We start from the raw sequence: 17,783 nt of genomic DNA on the forward strand, positions 1-17,783 counted from the left end.
TCCATCTGGCCTTCACCACGCTTGGATGTGCTCTCATTTGCTTCAACCAATGCAAACGGTTTTGTTAGGCGCTCTTAGTCCAGAACCTGCACTCGTATCATTATCCTCTACCATGCCGAATCCTCTACCATGCCGATGCCAGTGCCTCGTTTCAGCCGAGAACAGCATCGAGCGCTATGCCCAAGAAGCCGAGACTAGACAGCAACAAGAGCAGATCACAGATCTTCGCAAGGGCATCGTTGCCCGGGTGTGTGTTCCGGTCGTTCATGGGACGGTGTTAACCATACCAGGACGAGCTAGGCAATAAATCTTATGGATAATGGTTGGAACTCGCCCACCGGCCAGTCCGTGGAAGAGAGCGTAGCCGAGCGCATGGGGCTGATGAGTTAGAGCGGGATTGAGACTGGCCACTTGTGCGCGAAGCTCGAATGATCAAGGAGTGCCCGAAGTGCGGATGATAGACGTGATCATGTTTAGGGCACTAAGGTCTTCGTCTCTCCCTGATCTCAGAGACCCACCAAATTGTCGAAAAGGCAAAGAAGCAATTATGTGGTTCGCCGGGGTGGGCGAATATCTTCGATAACTTGAATCCAGTTGCTGAAGGCCTCCGGGTTCTCCGGTTCGATCTTATAGACAGTCTCTGATTCAGAAATGATGGTGCGGCTTGGTTGCCATCTCGCTCGTGAGCGCATTCGCGGTCACCACACCCGCCGATCACATATCTTCAGCTCCGACTTGCTCTTCTCCCTCTGAGCTATCTTCAAAGGCCGCAGCTTGGTAAGGCCGGATACCCTCTTTTGACGCCGAGATTTCTTATTCATGTGGCCGGGTTGGCGGCGTGAGTGAGCCGTCATTGAGGCAACTCTACTGCTTAGGTTGACCCGGCGACAGCGCTATGCTTCGCTTGAGGTTCGTTTTCTTTCATAATCGGCGTCAAAAACGAAAGCTCAAGCCATGGAACAGGTGCTTTCTCCCCGCCAGCAGGAAATCATCGGGATTGCACGCCTCCAGGGTCGGGTGAACGTGGATGAGCTGGCTGCCCGCCTTGAGGTGACCCAGCAAACCATCCGTAAGGATCTGAACGAACTCTGCGAGCGACGGTTGATGACCAGGGTTCACGGAGGTGCCATCATCGCCTCAGGTGTCGAGAACGTCGCCTATGAGGCCCGGCGTCTCATAGCCCAGGCCGAGAAACAGGCCATCGGTGCGGCGACCGCCCGTCTTATCCCCAACAACAGCTCTCTCTTCATCAATATCGGGACGACCACGGAGGAGGTGGCTCGGGCGCTCCAGGATCACGAGGGGCTGCTCGTCATCACCAACAATCTCAACGTTGCCAATATCCTGTATCGCCACCCCAAGATCGAGGTCATCATGACCGGAGGGCCTGTGCGGCGCGCGGATGGCGCCGTCATCGGTTCGGCTGCAGTTGATTTCGTGCGGCAGTTCAAGGTGGATTATGCCGTGATCGGCACCTCGGCTATCGACGAGGATGGTTCGCTATTGGACTTTGATGTGCGCGAAGTGCGGGTGTCACGGGCAATCATCGACAATGCCCGAAAAGTTGTTCTTGTGGCCGACCATCTCAAGGCAGAGCGCTCTGCGCCTGTCCGGATTGGACATCTTCGGGAAGTCGATCTGTTCGTAACGGACACGCTGTCGTCACCGCAACTACGGGAAGTCTGTGAGGCCTCGCAGGTCGAGGTCGTGGAAGTAGGGAGTTTCGGCGAGTAGCCTCGGCCACAGAGGCCCATTGGGCAAGGTGCGAGACTATGTTCTTATACTTTCGTCTCTTCTGGCTAATTTCGTTTGGCGGGCCTTGCTTTCGTTTTGGAGACTGAGTAGCTTCAAACGAACATAAAAACGAAAATACAAGCTGGGGCTTGGGAGGAGCGGCGGTGGACTCGCTTGAGGAAGCGACCTTCGACGTTGCCATCATTGGTGGTGGCGTGAATGGATGCGGGATCGCCCGTGACGCGACCGGGCGAGGGGCGTCCGTCATTCTCTTTGAACAAAACGACCTCGCCAGCGGCACTTCCTCTGCCTCGACCAAGCTCATCCATGGTGGCTTGCGGTATCTCGAGTATTACGAGTTCCGCCTCGTACGCGAAGCGCTGATGGAGCGCGAGGTGCTCTGGCGCATCGCGCCTCACATCGTCTGGCCGCTCCGCTTCGTCCTGCCTCACCACAAAGGCTTGCGACCGCAATGGCTGCTGCGCCTGGGACTGGCGCTCTACGACAATATTGGTGGCCGAAAACTCCTGCCGCCGACCCGGACGCTCAACCTGAGAACGGATCCTGCCGGAGTTCCTCTCAAGCCGGATCTGGCCAAGGGATTTGAGTATTCCGATTGCTGGGTGGAGGACTCACGCCTCGTCGCGCTGAATGCTCGCGATGCAGCGGAGCGTGGGGCACAGATCCGAACCCGCACACGCGTTGTCAGCGCCGAGCGCTTCGGAGGCCACTGGATCGTCACATCCGAAGACCTGCAAACCGGTCTCCAGGAGCGCATTCGAGCGAAGGTGCTGATCAATGCAGCGGGGCCATGGGTGGAGAAGGTGCTGAACGGTGTGGCCCGAGCCGACAGTTCCGCGTCCGTGCGGCTCGTCCAGGGTAGCCATATCGTTGTCAAGAAGGTGTTCCAGCACGATCGCGCCTACATCTTCCAGAACAACGACAATCGCATCATCTTCGCGATTCCCTATCAGAACGATTTCACACTGATCGGCACAACGGACAGGGATTACAATGGCGATCCGGCCCAGGTGAAGGCGACCGAAGAGGAGATCGCCTATCTCTGTGCCTCGGCCAGCGAGTACTTCAAGCAGCCTGTTCGCCGGGATGATGTGGTCTGGACCTATTCAGGCGTCCGCCCGCTCTATAATGACGGTGCATCCAAAGCGCAGGAAGCCACGCGTGATTATGTGTTGGTGCTCGATGCTCCAGGTGGCCAGCCGCCGATGCTGTCGATCTTCGGGGGGAAGATCACCACTTATCGACGCCTTGCCGAAGCGGCTCTCGAAAAGCTGAAAGGTCATCTTCCGGCGGCGCAAAAGCCTGCTTGGACGGGCGAGGCGCCGCTTCCGGGCGGTGATTTCCCGCAGACGGGTTACGAGGCGTTAGTGGCGGAGTTGAGTACTGCGTATCCGTTCCTGGACCAAGCCCTCGTTGCACGCCTCGTGCGCGCCTATGGCACCCGCACCCGGGACATCGTGGGGAGTGCTCGCTCCATGAAGGATATGGGGCAGGATTTCGGTGCAGGTCTCACGGAGCGTGAAGTTCAATATCTGATGGATCAGGAGTGGGCGCTCACCGCCGATGATGTGCTCTGGCGGCGCAGCAAACTGGGCCTAAGGCTTTCAGCAGCCCAGGCTGAGGCTCTCGACATGTTCATGCGCAACGCCGCTACTTCCAGCGCGGCCTGAAGGAATTGCCAATGACTCTTGTTCTGGAAGGAGTATCGAAGAGAGTCGGAGCATCGGTGCATATCGATGATGTCTCCGTGACTCTGGAACGAGGCTCCCTCAATGTTCTCCTCGGGGCAACGCTAGCCGGCAAGACGTCTCTCATGCGGCTTATGGCGGGTCTTGATGCGCCTTCGAGCGGTCGCATTCTCGTCGATGGCAAGGACGTGACTGGCTGGCCCGTGCAGCGGCGCAGCGTCGCCATGGTCTACCAGCAATTCATCAACTATCCATCGCTGAGCGTCTACGAAAATATCGCCTCGCCACTGCGGGTCGCTGGGTTGCCGACCTCCGAGATCGAGACGCGTGTGCGCGATGCGGCCAAACTCTTGAAGCTCGAGCCTTATCTCGACCGCAAGCCTCTGAACCTCTCCGGAGGCCAGCAGCAACGCACAGCCATCGCGCGTGCTCTGGTGAAACGAGCAGACCTCGTGCTGCTCGACGAGCCCTTGGCCAATCTTGATTACAAGCTGCGTGAGGAGCTGCGCGAGGAGCTGCCGCGCGTGTTCGCCGCGTCCGGCGCCATCTTCGTCTATGCGACGACAGAGCCTACAGAAGCGCTGCTTCTCGGCGGCAACACGGCGACCTTGTTCGAAGGGCGCGTGACCCAATTCGGCCCGACGCCACAGGTCTATCGCAAGCCGCAAAATCTTGTCACGGCGCGCGTATTCTCCGATCCGCCGCTCAACACGCTGACGATCCGCAAATCAGGCGGGTCCGCAACATTGAGCACGGGTGGACAGATACGCGCCACCGATATTCTCGCGACCGTTCCTGATGGGGATTACACATTGGGCTTCCGGGCTCACCACTTAAGCCTCGAATCCTCGGGCGATGATGAGATCACTATTCCCGCCTCTGTGTCCGTTGCTGAGATCACGGGCTCCGAGAGCTATGTACATCTCGATGCCGGGGAGCATCGGTTCGTCTCCCTTGTACCAGGTGTGAGACGTCTGGAGCCGGGGGCCTCCATCACCGCTTACCTCGACCCGCGCCACCTCTTCCTGTTCGATCCGACGGGCCGACTTGCTGCCGCCAGCACGGCACAGAAAGCCGCATGAGGAGAGATCCATGGCCCGCATCACACTCGATCATCTCGCCCACGCCTACAAGCCGAACCCACAGGCTCCGCAGGACTATGCGCTGAAGGAGATCAACCACGTGTGGAGCCAGGGAGGTGCCTACGCGCTGCTCGGCCCCTCCGGCTGTGGCAAGACCACTCTTCTCAACATTATCTCAGGGTTAGTGCGGCCCACGCGTGGCCGTATCCTGTTCGATGATCGCGACGTGACGGACCTGCCGACGGAAGCCCGTAATATTGCGCAGGTGTTCCAGTTTCCTGTCGTTTACGACACGATGACGGTGCGCGAGAACCTCGCTTTTCCGCTGAAGAACCGCCATGTTCCGCGGGACAGGACGGCTCAGCGGGTGGAGGAGATCGCGTGTCTGCTCGACCTGACCTCCGTACTTAACCGCAAGGCGAGCAACCTCACGGCTGACATGAAGCAGAAGATCTCGCTTGGGCGCGGCCTCGTGCGTCCGGACGTGGCCGCGATCCTCTTCGACGAGCCGCTGACGGTGATCGATCCGCATCTCAAGTGGCAGTTGCGCTCCACTCTCAAGGAAATTCACCGCGCGCTCGACATCACTATGATCTACGTCACGCACGACCAGACCGAGGCGCTTACTTTCGCCGACAAGGTCGTGGTGATGCATGACGGCGCGGTGGTGCAGACCGGAACACCCGACGAATTGTTCGAGCGTCCGGCCCACACCTTCGTGGGCCACTTCATCGGCTCTCCAGGCATGAACATCCTGCCTTGCCGCGTAGAGGGCTCAACCGCCTATTTCGGCAACGAACCCGTGGCTCTCCAGCGCGGTTATCGCAACCTGCCGGGAACTCAGCGGATCGAGCTCGGCATCCGGCCCGAGTTCGTCCAGCTCCAGCCGAAGGGTAGGGGCCTGCCCGTGCGGATCAGGCGCATCGACGACATCGGCCGCGCACGCATCGCGCGCGTGGAGATGAACGGGCGCGTACTGGCCGCTAGCGTCCCTGAAAATCTCTCCGTCAGTGGTGACGAGGCTTCGCTCCATCTCGATCCTCACCACATCCACATCTATGCCGATGGGCATCTGGTTGCCGGTGAAGCACTGGGAGGGCATGCAGCATGACGAAGACCCTCAACAACAAGGCCTGGTTCCTGGTCCTGCCCGTCTTTCTCATCGTGGCTTTCTCGGCAGTTCTGCCTCTGATGACCGTGGTGAACTATTCCGTGCAGGACACCTTCGGGAACAACCAGTTCTTCTGGAACGGCGTCGGCTGGTTTCAGGAGCTGCTGGACCCCTCGACGGATCTTGGCGGACGCTTCTTCGACTCGCTCTGGCGTACCCTGTTGTTCTCAGCGATCATTCTTCTGATCGAAGTGCCGCTCGGCGTTCTGGTCGCCTTGTCGATGCCCCGCGAGGGCTGGACCGTGGCGCTCAGCCTCGTGCTGATGGCGCTGCCGCTGCTGATCCCGTGGAACGTGGTCGGCACGATCTGGCAGGTTTTCGCCCGCAGCGACATCGGCCTGCTCGGCTGGGTCGTGAACTCTCTCGGGATCGACTACAACTACACGGGCGATCCGCTGGACGCATGGATTACCATCATCGTCATGGATGTGTGGCACTGGACGAGCCTTGTCGCGCTCCTGTGTTATGCCGGTCTGAAATCGATTCCGGATGCCTATTATCAGGCGGCCCGCATCGATGGCGCCTCTCGCTGGGCCGTGTTCCGCACGATCCAGCTGCCGAAGATGCGCCGCGTGCTGCTGATTGCCGTTCTCCTGCGCTTCATGGACTCGTTCATGATCTACACGGAGCCCTTCGTGCTCACCGGCGGCGGCCCGGGCAATGCCACGACCTTCCTGTCCATCGACCTGGTGAAGCTGGCGCTCGGACAATTCGACCTCGGCAAGGCGGCTGCCATGTCGCTGGTCTACAACTTGATCATTCTTGCCATCTGCTGGGTCTTCTACACCATCATGACCAACGTGGATGCGCAGAAGGAGAGGATTGAGGCATGACCGATTCCGTTGCTATCCGGCCATCCGACGTCAAGAGCTCCGCAACGCCGCTCGTTACGAACAAGGCCCTTGCCGGCCCGCGCGTGAACGGGCGCGTGGTGGTGATGACGCTCTATATCCTGTTCCTGATGTTGCCGATCTACTGGCTCGTGAACATGAGCCTCAAGACGAACACGGAGATTACCTCCGGCCTCACGCTTTGGCCGCGCAACATCACCTTCGACAACTACATCACCATCTTCACGGATCAGAGCTGGTACTCGGGTTACATCAACTCGCTGTCCTATGTACTGATCAACACGGTTCTGTCGATCGCCTTCGCACTTCCCGCGGCATACGCGTTCTCGCGCTACCGCTTCCTCGGCGACAAGCATCTGTTCTTCTGGCTGCTCACCAACCGCATGGCGCCGCCGGCGGTCTTCGCGCTGCCCTTCTTCAATCTCTATTCGGCCATCGGCCTGTTCGACACGCCCTGGGCCGTCGCATTGGCGCATTGTCTGTTCAACGTGCCTCTTGCGGTCTGGATCCTCGAAGGGTTCATGTCGGGCGTACCGCGCGAGATCGACGAAACGGCCGCCATCGACGGGTATTCCTTCCCGCGCTTCTTCGTGAAGATCTTCATGCCGCTGATCGCCTCAGGCGTGGGCGTCGCTGCGTTCTTCTGCTTCATGTTCTCCTGGGTCGAGCTGCTGCTCGCGCGCACGCTGACCTCGGTCACCGCCAAACCTATCGCGGCCACCATGACGCGTACCGTGTCGGCTTCCGGCATGGACTGGGGATTGCTCGCTGCGGCAGGCGTGCTCACCATCATCCCCGGCGCGCTCGTGATCTGGTTCGTCCGCAACTACATCGCCAAGGGCTTCGCCCTGGGTCGGGTCTAAGGAGGTTCGCATGCCAGATCTCAGCTGGATGGCCTGGACATGGCAGACCGGATTGTTCTTTGCCGGCATCGCGGGGCTGCTCGTCATCATGACCTTACTGGCGATCTATCGGCCTGAAACTGAGCGTGTCGGAGCCTTACGCATTCCGACCACGCGCGGTGACCGCCTTTTCATTTCTCTGTTGGGCTCTGCCTTCATCCACCTCGTATGGCTCGGGCTTGTCGGGCCTGACCTATGGTGGGCATCGGGCTTGTCGCTCCTTTACGCCGCGCTGGTGTTCCGCACGGTGTGAGAGGAGACAGGCTCCAACAATTTCTTCGGATTGCCCGTGCCGAAGAAGACAACGGTGAAAACCGGACAGGGCATCGTTTGGGAGGAACAAATGAAACTGACCCAATCTCATCGGCGCTTGAGGCTCTTCGTCTCGACGAGCGTCATTGCCATGGCGCTTGGCACCGGCGCTGCTCTGGCGGGCATGGAAGAGGCCCGTCGCTGGATCGATAGCGAGTTCCAGCCCTCGACGCTCTCCAAGGACGAGCAGCTCAAGGAAATGGAATGGTTCGTGAATGCCGCGAAGCCCTTCGCCGGCATGGAAATCAACGTGGTTTCCGAAACGATCACGACCCATGAATACGAGGCGAAGGTTCTCGCCAAGGCCTTCTCCGAAATCACCGGCATCAAGCTCACCCACGACCTCATCCAGGAAGGCGACGTGGTCGAGAAGATCCAGACGCAGATGCAGTCCGGCCGCAACATCTACGACGCCTGGGTTAACGATTCCGACCTCATCGGCACGCATTTTCGTTACAAGCAGGCGGTCGCGCTCGACGACTGGATGGCGGGCGAAGGCAAGGACGTGACTTCGCCGACCCTCGACATCAACGACTTCATCGGCAAGTCCTTCACCACAGCGCCCGACGGCAAGATGTATCAGCTGCCGGACCAGCAGTTCGCGAACGTGTACTGGTTCCGCTATGACTGGTTCCAGCGCCCGGATCTGAAGGAGAAGTTCAAGGCCAAGTACGGCTACGATCTCGGCGTGCCGGTGAACTGGTCGGCCTATGAGGACATCGCTGAATTCTTCACCAACGACGTGAAGGAAATCGACGGCGTCAAGGTCTACGGTCACATGGATTACGGCAAGAAGGATCCGTCGCTCGGCTGGCGCTTCACCGATGCGTGGCTCTCCATGGCGGGCAATGGCGACAAGGGCATTCCGAACGGTCTGCCCGTGGACGAGTGGGGCATCCGCATGGAAGGCTGCCGTCCAGTCGGTTCCTCCGTCGAACGCGGTGGCGACACCAACGGTCCCGCTGCCGTCTATTCAATTACCAAGTATCTCGACTGGATGAAGAAATATGCCCCGCCACAGGCTAACGGCATGAATTTCTCCGAGTCCGGCCCTGTGCCTGCCCAAGGCAACGTCGCCCAGCAGATCTTCTGGTATACGGCGTTCACCGCCGACATGGTGAAGCCAGGCCTGCCGGTCGTGAACCAGGACGGAACGCCCAAATGGCGCATGGCTCCTTCGCCGCATGGCTCCTATTGGAAGGAAGGCATGAAGCTCGGCTACCAGGATGCAGGCTCTTGGACGCTTCTGAAGTCCACGCCGGTCGAACGCCGCAAGGCGGCTTGGCTCTACGCTCAATTCGTGACCTCGAAGTCGGTCTCGCTGAAGAAGAGCCATGTCGGCCTCACCTTCATCCGCGAGAGCGACATTTGGCACCAGAGCTTTACCGATCGTGCGCCGAAGCTCGGCGGCCTGATCGAGTTCTACCGCTCGCCAGCCCGCGTGCAGTGGACGCCCACCGGCAACAACGTGCCGGACTATCCGAAGCTCGCTCAGCTCTGGTGGCAGAACATCGGTGACGCAGCCTCTGGTGCCAAGACCCCGCAGGAAGCGATGAACTCGCTTGCCGCGGCCCAGGACGAGGTGCTCGGCCGTCTCGAACGTGCCAACGTGCAGGGCGAGTGCGGCCCGAAGCTGAACCCGAAGACCTCTGCTGAGGAATGGTTCAAGAAGGCCGAAGCCTCCGGTAATATCGCGCCCCAGCGCAAGCTTGCGAACGAGAAGCCGAAGGGTGAGACGGTCGATTACGACACGCTCATCAAGAGCTGGCCGGCCAATCCGCCGAAGCGCAGCTAACCAGGTCCGGCCCCGCCCTTACGAGGGCGGGGTCTATTAGAATCCCTGTGCTCTGAAGCATCCTTCAGACACAATGTTCCGGGGAAGTCATGAGCCTTGTTCTCGCGATAGACCAGGGGACCACGTCGTCCCGCGCCATCCTGTTCTCGGCGGACATGTCCATCGTTTCCGTCGCGCAACGGGAGTTTCCTCAGCATTATCCCGCATCCGGCTGGGTCGAGCACGAGCCAGAAGATCTGTGGGAGAGCGTCGTGGAGATGGGCCGCGAGGCGCTCCGCAAGGCGGATGCGCGTCCTGCGGATGTGGCGACTATCGGCATCACCAACCAGCGCGAGACGGTGCTTGTCTGGGATCGCCGCACAGGCCAGCCGATCCATCGGGCGATCGTCTGGCAGGATCGTAGGACGGCGGAATTGTGCGCGCGGTTGAAGAGCGATGGGCATGAGGATCTTATTCGATCACGTACCGGCTTGCTCCTGGATCCTTATTTTTCCGGCACCAAGATCGCCTGGATTCTCGACAATGTTCCGGGTGCCCGCGGCCGCGCGGAGCGGGGTGAACTCGCGTTTGGAACGGTGGATACGTTTCTGGTGTGGCGTCTGACCGGGGGCGAGGTCCACGCTACCGATGCCACGAATGCAAGCCGCACGCTTCTCTACGACATTCACCGCGGCGATTGGGACGACGATCTTCTGAACCTCTTCGGTATCCCACGCTCCATGCTTCCGGAGGTGCGTGACTGTTCTGCGTCCTACGGCACGAGTCTGCCTGAGCATTTTGGGGCTGCGATCCCGATCTGCGGCGTTGCCGGAGACCAGCAGGCAGCGACGGTCGGGCAAGCCTGCTTCACGCCCGGCATGGCCAAGTCGACCTACGGCACCGGATGTTTCGCGCTGTTGAACACCGGAGACACGCCTGTCGCCTCCCGCAACCGCCTTCTGACGACCATCGCCTACCAGTTTAACGGCAAACCCACCTATGCCCTCGAAGGTTCGATCTTCATTGCGGGTGCCGCCGTGCAGTGGCTGCGTGATGGGCTCGGCATCATCAAGAGCGCCGCCGAGTCCGGTGAGCTGGCCCGCGAAGCGGATCCTGCTCAATCCGTATACCTCGTACCGGCCTTCGTTGGGCTCGGCGCGCCATACTGGGACCCAGATTGCCGCGGGGCTCTGTTCGGCCTCACCCGGGCTACTGGCCCGCGGGAGATCGCTCACGCGGCCCTGGAAAGCGTTTGCTATCAGACGCTCGACCTCTTGAATGCCATGCACGATGATTGGTCTGCTAACGACGGAGAGGGAACCGTGCTGCGTGTGGACGGTGGCATGGTTGCCTCCGATTGGGCGATGCAGCGCCTCGCCGACATCCTTGGGGCTCCTGTCGATCGACCTGAGGTGAAGGAGACAACCGCCCTGGGCGCGGCCTATCTTGCAGGGCTGCATGCCGGAATCTTTCCGGACCCTGTGACTTTTGCCGATATGTGGCGCCTGGAGACGCGCTTTCTGCCCTCTCTGCCAGAGACCTTGCGGGTAGAGAAAGTGAACGGCTGGCGTGATGCTGTTTCACGAACGCTGACGCACCCGCCTCGGTAGTTCCGACTCACTCATCGCACCGCACGAATCGTCTCGTTGAGCATGAGAGCCCCGTTTCGAAGCGCCTCAGCAGCTTTCTGGCGAGTGCGCACCCTGGTCCCATCAAGGAACGTCATCCCGAACTGGATGCCGCGCTCCTGCACGAGAATTCAGCTGTGTGAGCTCCACATCATCACCTCGCGCAATCGGGAACAGGGTAGAGCCCGCCCGGAGATCTCTGCGCGCACCTTGTCCGGTGATCATTGCTGAATGAGCCCGAAGCTGTCGAGCCGGCATTACAGGCGGCACCGATACCGGTCCCCGCCCTGTGGAATCGCGTAGGAAGTCATGATCCGGCGCTTTCCAACTCATGACAAGGACTACGTCCGCTGTAAGGATCGCGGCGAGACAAAAATGTAATGACACCGTTGTCCAATGCCTCAAATAGATTGAAGCCCCAAATGCCGAGCGCGGGATAACCCGGCCTTATACCCGCTCACGGAATTCCTGACGCGGTCAGATACGGGTAAGCCGTCAGGCTTGTGAGCCGGCCTGTCTCGTCGAGGAGCCTGTTCCAGGCGCGGCAGACCGCGTCGAGCACCGCGTCATAGTCACCGAGCACACGATGGGGATACAGCCAGATCCGCTCCACCGGGTTCAACTCGGGCGAGGCGGAGGGCAGCGGCAGAAGCGTGATGGTTTCCGGCACGTGCAAGGCCCGCGGATCGTGCCAGCCGGCCTGATCCAGGATCAGCACAGCGTGCACGCCCGGCGCAAGCTGGCGCGAGAAGTGCTCCAGAAAGACCGTCATCGCGTCAGCATTCACCCGTGGCAGCGCCAGCGCGAAAGCCTCCTCCGTCCTGGGTCGGCAGGCGGCAAACAGGTACAGGCTCTCAAAGCGCCGGTCGACCACGCCCGGTGGGCGCACGCCGCGTTCGTGCCAGACCCGGGTGGTTTGCCCCTTCTGGCCAAAGCGCGCCTTGTCCTGACACCAGAGCTGAAGACGTGCATCAGGATGCTCAGCCGCGATGGTGCGCAGCTTTGAGGGAAGGTCCTTTTGAGCGCCGCCTGCGCGGCCGGACTGCCCTTCGGATGTGACGGTCGGGTTTTCTGACGCGACAGGTTCAGCCGCTTGAGCAGGCGGGACAGGCCCCATTGGCTGTAGCTGACGCCATAAGTCTGCTCGACATGCTCGCACAGATCGACCAGGCACCAGGCGCTGACCCCCCATCACGCTCCGGCTGAGGCCTGCGTAGGATGTGCGCCTTCAGCGCGGCCTGCTGACCCGGAGTAAGCTGCTCCGGGCGGCCAGAGCGCGGGCGGTCGTGGAGAGCGTCAGGGCATTCCGCATTAAAGCGCTAGCGCCTCGGACCCAAAAGTGGACTTGCACTTCAGGGATCGATCAGATGCTCTCTTCTTTTTCTGGCGCATCGTGCAGGGCCTGACGTTCCATGCCGGCCAGCCGAGCGGCTTCCGCGCGGGTCATGCCCTCCAGTGCATTGGCAATGGCCAGGAGCCGCAGGGCGGCCCGGCAGTCCTTCTCACGGGCCGCACGTGTGCGCAGGTCTGATGGCGAGTAGTCCTGGCGGATCCGGAGGGCAGCCATGCTGATTTCCATCAACAGCGCCCCTAGCCATCAGTGAATCACGTCAGGCACACCATCGCAAATGCGAGTCAGTAATTCAGTGGATGGGTATTGTACCGCGGTTCGCTCCCACAGCAGCACGAATTTCAGGAAATCTGCTGCGAATTCGGAGTAGGGACATTCTGCCAACTTAGTATAGCGGGATGATGAGAAACGGGGTCAGATTTTGCACAAGGTATATTCATTTTGATCAGATCGAGCTCATACTTGACGAGTATAGGTCAATCATTCTTGTCAGTGGGAAATCCACTATTGAGCAATTTTGCTGACCCTCTTGGCTAGTGCAACACCTTATCTCAGGCGACATAGCTCTTCTGGCTAGGCTTGCAGCCTCGCAGAAGTCGGTTAGGTTCAATTCCGCTCAAGATTGTGCCGCCTGTGTAGTCATCTGCGCGTGCAGACGCACCAAACAACAAATATACGCCAGCGAAACTCACTCTCGCCTGTATCTGACAGGAGCGGTTCAGCAGCAACCACGGGGTAACTTATGGTGTTCCCAAAGTCTTTTGATGCCTCTCCTTCGGACGCTTCGAGGACCCAAGAACGGCTACCTGCGAAGGCAGATCGCGCTGTCAAGGGGCGCGAGCATGGTCCTCGTCCAATCGGCAGTTACACGAAACGTGCGCTGGATTTGGCACTGGTCGTGCCTGCGTTAATTGTTCTTGCCCCGCTGTTTCTCATGACACTGGTCCTGATAGCTTGTTCAATCGGAACCCCTGTCATCTACAGACATCGACGTGTCGGCTTCAACAGACAGGAATTTGATTGTCTGAAGTTTCGTACGATGCTCCCCAACAGCGACGAAATTCTCCGGAGACATCTTGAGAACTGCCCGGATGCACGTCGTGAGTGGGAGCAAACCCGTAAACTAAAGAACGATCCGCGGATAACGCCAGTTGGCGCTGTCTTGCGGAAGTTTAGTCTCGACGAACTTCCGCAATTGATCAATGTTCTCCGCGGTGAGATGAGCGTTGTGGGACCCAGACCGGTTGTCGCACAGGAACTGGCCAAGTATGGAGCGAACGCGAGCAGCTACCTACGCGCGCGCCCGGGTATAACTGGTCCATGGCAGATCAGCGGCCGCAATGACACTACTTACGGAGAGCGTGTGCGTCTCGATACCAACTATGTTTCGCGATGGTCGCTGCTAACTGACATACAGATCATCATCAGAACGATACCAGCAGTCGCTTTCGCCAAAGGAAGCTATTGAGACCCTGAGCTCTGGTCGGACTCTACGATGGGAGCCGTTAGTCCCTGAAGATGCGCATATGCGATCTACACCGTGAGACAAAGCGCCAGCAGAGAGGAGAGTTGAGGTTTTGTTCTCTTTGCCGTTTCGAACGCAGCCCATCAGGCGAGAAGCTGCATGGGCTTCGGCCGAGCGCTTTACGTCAGTGGGAGATTCAGTGGTGCTCAATAAGGTATATCCATGCGTACAGGGAACTAAGGCCTGTTAGAGCTTGAACTCATTGTGTCGCGATGCGTTTTGCTCGTCCTGCCTGAAGGAGGAGTCATGCTAACGGATGCACAATGGGCAATGCTGGAGCCACTGGTGGAGCAGTGCCGTCCGAAGGGCAAAACCTCACCGCAGGATCTGCGTCGTACCCTTGAGGCGATCCTCTGGCGCCATGAGAATGGCGCCAGGTGGCGCGCTGTGCCGGCGGAACTGGGCCCATGGTGGCGGGCGGCTCAAGCCTTCATCCGCTGGGCGCGTCTGGGTGTCTGGGAGCGCCTGCTGAACTTGGTGCAGGAGCGCGGCATCCAGCTCGGCATGACCTTCCTGGACGGCACCAGCGTGCGCGCTCATCAGAAGGCGGCCGGAGCTCGCCGAAAAGGGGCTCTCAAGCTCAACGAGACCATCGTGAAGCGCTTGGTCGTTCTCGTGGCGGCTATGGCACCAAGGCTTGCGTGATCGCCGACAGCCTGGGACGGGCGATTGCCTTTCGGATTGCGCCCGGTCAGGCGCATGAGTTGCCCCAAGCCGTTCCGCTGCTCGACAGCCTGCCGGGTGTGCCGACCTGGGTTGTGGCCGATCGCGGCTCTACCAGCAGCAGCTTCCGCGGGCATGTCTGGAGCATGGGAGCAAAGCCGGCCATCCCACCGCAACGCCATGAGGCACCGGTCGCCTGCCCAGACTGGATCTACAACAATCGCAATGTCGTCGAGCGCCTCTGGGCCAGGCTCAAGGAGTGGCGAGCCGTTGCAACCCGCTACGGGAAGACAGCTTCATCCTTCATGGGCATTCTCTGCCTCGCCGCGGCTCTCGACTGGCTCAAGCGCTAACAGGGCCTAGCGGCCTTCAAGATGCGATTGGGTGTCATCGTTGGATCTCGTCTCCTGCCACGCGACAGCGATAAGAGCTTTCACGTCCGTGTTCACGATCGTTCATGGGCGTCTGTAAAGCCTGTGGACCTCGATCGGAATGCCTACCCCGTCGGGATAATTGCCATTCCTGCCTGCGCCAGTCTAGCGTCGCTATATACTATTGCCCGGATATGACCAGGTAAGAAACTTGCATGCACGTCACTCCGAAGCTAGCCATTGTTATTTCTTGTTACAATTACGAGGCATTCGTAGGCCGTGCTATTCAGAGCGTTGTAAGCCAAGGACGTGACGATTGCGAGCTTGTCGTCGTTGATGATGGCTCGACTGACAATTCGTGGGACGTCATCACCCGTTCCGGCGTCACTGCTTTCAGGATCAATAATGGGGGGCAACGAGCAGCCTGCTTATTTGGTCTGGATCGGACAACGGCGCCCTTCGTCTTGTTTCTCGATGCTGACGACGAACTGAAGCCCGGTGCCCTTGATACCATTCTCGAATACCTCGATCCCAACGTTTCGAAGCTCCAGTTTTCCCTCACTCGAATTGATGCAGACGGTAACGTCATCAGTAAGGCGCCGCCCGCGCTCGAAGCGTTCCGAGATCGCAGTAACCTGGCACGGCAAGTCCTTCGAACAGGTGTCTACAGGACGCCGCCAACCTCCGGGAACGTCTTCCGCAGAGATCTGTGTGAACTCCTACGAGAGGCCGATTATGACACAGCTGTCGATGGCATTGTTCTATTTGCCGCGCCGTTTATGGGCGACGTGGTGAGTCTGTCGGAGGAACTCGGTCGCTATCGGATCCATGGTCGCAACGATTCCGGCTTAGGCCGCATGCCAGATGTGGCTACCCTTCAGCGAGACATTCATCGCTTTGTCGCGAGGATGGACCATCTTCGTCAGATCATCCTGCGGTGCAACGACAAATTACAGCTGATTCCCTCACAGGAGGCTTACTACTTTCGAGAGCGCAGCTTCTGCCTCGCAGTTGCATTCGGTCGAAGACCGTCGATCAGCAATTTGGTGTGGCTGCTGTACAAACTCACAAGCACACAATATCCTCCAAAAAGTAAGATCGCCATGGCGATCTTCTTTGTTCTTGCTTTATTGCTGCCAACAGACAGGGCCAGGGCTCTTCTTGCCTACCGGTTCAAAGTTGGTCACCGGTCGACAATCGGTTTTTTGAAGGAGATAGTCGCGTGGCGGTAAGGACTCCATTGTGGGCCGGACGACGAGACGGCTTGTGCCGCGGAGAAAGGCGCATGAGCCTTGTTCGTATGATGGCTTTGGTATTAGCTCTTACGGGAGCTCCCGCTCAGGTATACGCCCTTGATGACACGAAAGGCGGATATGTCCTCGGTCCACAAGACCGTCTGATGATCCGTGTTCACACTCTCCGCAAGAATGCAGCGGAAATCTACTCTTGGGCTGCACTCAACGGAGAATTTTCTGTCGGCGCTGATGGAGCAGTATCTCTCCCTATCCTGGGCGAGGTCAAAGCCGTCGGAGAAACGACAGCCAAGCTGGCGGAAGTCATCAGTCGAACTCTCAAGCAAACGGCCGATCTCGCTGAAACGCCATCAGCGTCGGTTGAAGTGATCCGATATCGGCCCTTCTTCGTGATCGGCGCAGTGCAGCAACCTGGCAAGTACGATTTTGAGCCCGGCCTGACCGTCCTTAAAGCCCTGAGTACTGCTCAAGGCATTTTGCGCTCCGCGGACGTCACAGGTGTTGAGCGCGAGATCGTAACAACTCGAGGGAAACTGCGATCCCTTGATGCTGAGCGGGTTACACTGGAAGCCAAGTTGGTACGTCTGTCAGCTGAGCTCTCTGACGCACAGGCCGTAACCTACCCCGCCGAGTTGGCCGAGCGCGCGGCTGATCCCCGAGCAGTGAGGGCTATGCAGGAGGAGACGCTCAGGTTCGAGGCTCGAAGGAATGCGCTGAATTCTGAAATTGAGGCAATTGAGAAATCCAAGGTTCTTCTCAAGCAGGAGCTGACATCACTGGAAGTAAAGACCAAGTCGCTTGACCGGCTGCTTGACATGAGTCGAAAAGAGCTTGACGTGGTCAACGGCCTCGTCGCGAAGGGCCTTACGGTGACGCCGCGCCAGCTTGCTGCGGAAAACAGTCAAGCGAGCATCGAAAGCAATCGTCTCGACGTCCAAGTGGCGACATTGCGGGCCCAGCAGGGCTTGGCACGCGCCGACCGCGACAGTGTTGAGGTCCGCGCCCGTTACCGCAAGGAGGCGCTGGATGATACAGCCGTCATTCGTTCCAGGCTCGATCAAATCGCAGAGGAGGTGAGGACCTTGGAGCGCCTCCTATACAATGCAGAGATGCAATCTCCCGGTTTTAGTGATGATGACAAAGATCCGGTTCCAACTTTTGATCTGACTCGGGTGACTCCATCTGGTCCAGTTACTTGGACAGCAGGCGAGGGAGATGCAATTCTGCCTGGGGACGTTCTTCGGGTTTCTCTGCCTCGGGACAGCCGGCGCAGAGGCGCGTCAGATCCAAAAGCTGCAGCAAGTTCCCGGGCTACTGTGCAGGCAGATCGCGGTCTCTCACTGTCGCGGTGAGGAAAGCCAGAACCACTGGAAAGACGTGGAGGAAACACGCCCTCTGTCATCCGCCACAAAGCCAAACTCGACGTCAGGATTGGCAAATGGAGTTCTGGCCTTCTG

Annotated in this window: 15 protein-coding genes and 1 pseudogene; 13 read left to right on the plus strand and 3 right to left on the minus strand. The window is 59.2% G+C overall.

Translation table 11 applies throughout. The features are described 5' to 3' along the window. Positions 1-954: 954 nt before the first annotated feature. The 9 genes from DC522_RS24535 (at position 955) to glpK (ending at position 11,145) form a co-directional block, all read left to right on the plus strand. On the plus strand, positions 955-1,734 hold the full coding sequence (locus DC522_RS24535; protein ID WP_116531230.1) for a DeoR/GlpR family DNA-binding transcription regulator: 780 nt from the start codon (positions 955-957) through the stop codon (positions 1,732-1,734). Positions 1,735-1,898: 164 nt separating this feature from the next. Then, positions 1,899-3,425 carry a glycerol-3-phosphate dehydrogenase gene (gene glpD, locus DC522_RS24540; RefSeq protein ID WP_116531231.1) on the plus strand — a complete coding sequence of 509 codons (1,527 nt, stop codon included), beginning with the start codon at positions 1,899-1,901 and terminating at the stop codon, positions 3,423-3,425. Positions 3,426-3,436: 11 nt separating this feature from the next. Next, the gene (locus DC522_RS24545) at positions 3,437-4,525 is read left to right on the plus strand and encodes an ABC transporter ATP-binding protein (protein ID WP_116531232.1); all 1,089 of its coding nucleotides are present in this window, start codon (positions 3,437-3,439) and stop codon (positions 4,523-4,525) included. Positions 4,526-4,535: 10 nt separating this feature from the next. Further along, entirely contained in the window at positions 4,536-5,636 is a 1,101-nt protein-coding gene (locus DC522_RS24550) for an ABC transporter ATP-binding protein (RefSeq protein ID WP_116531233.1), read from the plus strand. Further along, complete coding sequence (locus DC522_RS24555; protein ID WP_116531234.1) at positions 5,633-6,529, plus strand: carbohydrate ABC transporter permease; 897 nt, start codon at positions 5,633-5,635, stop codon at positions 6,527-6,529. Before DC522_RS24550 ends, DC522_RS24555 begins: the two co-directional genes overlap by 4 nt. A gap of 104 nt (positions 6,530-6,633) precedes the next feature. After that, on the plus strand, positions 6,634-7,410 hold the full coding sequence (locus DC522_RS24560; RefSeq protein ID WP_116531251.1) for a carbohydrate ABC transporter permease: 777 nt from the start codon (positions 6,634-6,636) through the stop codon (positions 7,408-7,410). A 10-nt stretch (positions 7,411-7,420) separates the two neighbouring features. Then, positions 7,421-7,702 (plus strand): DUF2160 domain-containing protein, encoded by a 282-nt coding sequence (locus DC522_RS24565; protein WP_116531235.1) that lies wholly within the window; start codon positions 7,421-7,423, stop codon positions 7,700-7,702. Between the two features lie 150 nt (positions 7,703-7,852). Continuing rightward, positions 7,853-9,556 (plus strand): ABC transporter substrate-binding protein, encoded by a 1,704-nt coding sequence (locus tag DC522_RS24570; protein WP_371680416.1) that lies wholly within the window; start codon positions 7,853-7,855, stop codon positions 9,554-9,556. 89 nt (positions 9,557-9,645) lie between these two features. Continuing rightward, positions 9,646-11,145 (plus strand): glycerol kinase GlpK, encoded by a 1,500-nt coding sequence (gene glpK / locus DC522_RS24575; protein ID WP_116531236.1) that lies wholly within the window; start codon positions 9,646-9,648, stop codon positions 11,143-11,145. A gap of 475 nt (positions 11,146-11,620) precedes the next feature. Here glpK and DC522_RS24580 read toward each other — a convergent pair whose 3' ends face one another. From DC522_RS24580 to DC522_RS24590, 3 genes and pseudogenes are all read right to left on the minus strand, one after another. After that, on the minus strand, positions 11,621-12,280 hold the full coding sequence (locus DC522_RS24580; RefSeq protein ID WP_116531237.1) for an IS630 family transposase: 660 nt from the start codon (positions 12,278-12,280) through the stop codon (positions 11,621-11,623). Continuing rightward, positions 12,238-12,333 (minus strand): annotated as a pseudogene (locus DC522_RS37400) (winged helix-turn-helix domain-containing protein); the annotation flags it as partial. The gene DC522_RS24580 and the pseudogene DC522_RS37400, both read right to left, overlap by 43 nt. Positions 12,334-12,526: 193 nt before the next feature. Further along, complete coding sequence (locus DC522_RS24590) at positions 12,527-12,730, minus strand: hypothetical protein (protein WP_116531238.1); 204 nt, start codon at positions 12,728-12,730, stop codon at positions 12,527-12,529. 526 nt (positions 12,731-13,256) lie between these two features. Between DC522_RS24590 and DC522_RS24595 the strand changes: the two genes are divergently transcribed. From DC522_RS24595 to DC522_RS24610, 4 genes are all read left to right on the plus strand, one after another. Then, positions 13,257-13,982 (plus strand): sugar transferase, encoded by a 726-nt coding sequence (locus tag DC522_RS24595; RefSeq protein WP_116531239.1) that lies wholly within the window; start codon positions 13,257-13,259, stop codon positions 13,980-13,982. 303 nt (positions 13,983-14,285) lie between these two features. Continuing rightward, a protein-coding gene (locus DC522_RS24600) for an IS5 family transposase (RefSeq protein WP_116531240.1) occupies positions 14,286-15,055 on the plus strand; the annotation gives its coding sequence in 2 pieces (ribosomal slippage) (positions 14,286-14,607 and positions 14,607-15,055; 771 coding nt in all). Positions 15,056-15,288: 233 nt separating this feature from the next. Beyond that, positions 15,289-16,305 carry a glycosyltransferase gene (locus DC522_RS24605; protein WP_116531241.1) on the plus strand — a complete coding sequence of 339 codons (1,017 nt, stop codon included), beginning with the start codon at positions 15,289-15,291 and terminating at the stop codon, positions 16,303-16,305. 53 nt (positions 16,306-16,358) lie between these two features. Then, positions 16,359-17,678, plus strand: coding sequence for a polysaccharide biosynthesis/export family protein (locus DC522_RS24610; protein ID WP_116531242.1), 1,320 nt, complete (start codon positions 16,359-16,361; stop codon positions 17,676-17,678). Positions 17,679-17,783: the final 105 nt, after the last annotated feature.

Origin of the sequence: Microvirga sp. KLBC 81, assembly GCF_003075415.1 — a bacterium.
Taxonomy (GTDB): Bacteria; Pseudomonadota; Alphaproteobacteria; order Rhizobiales; family Beijerinckiaceae; genus Microvirga.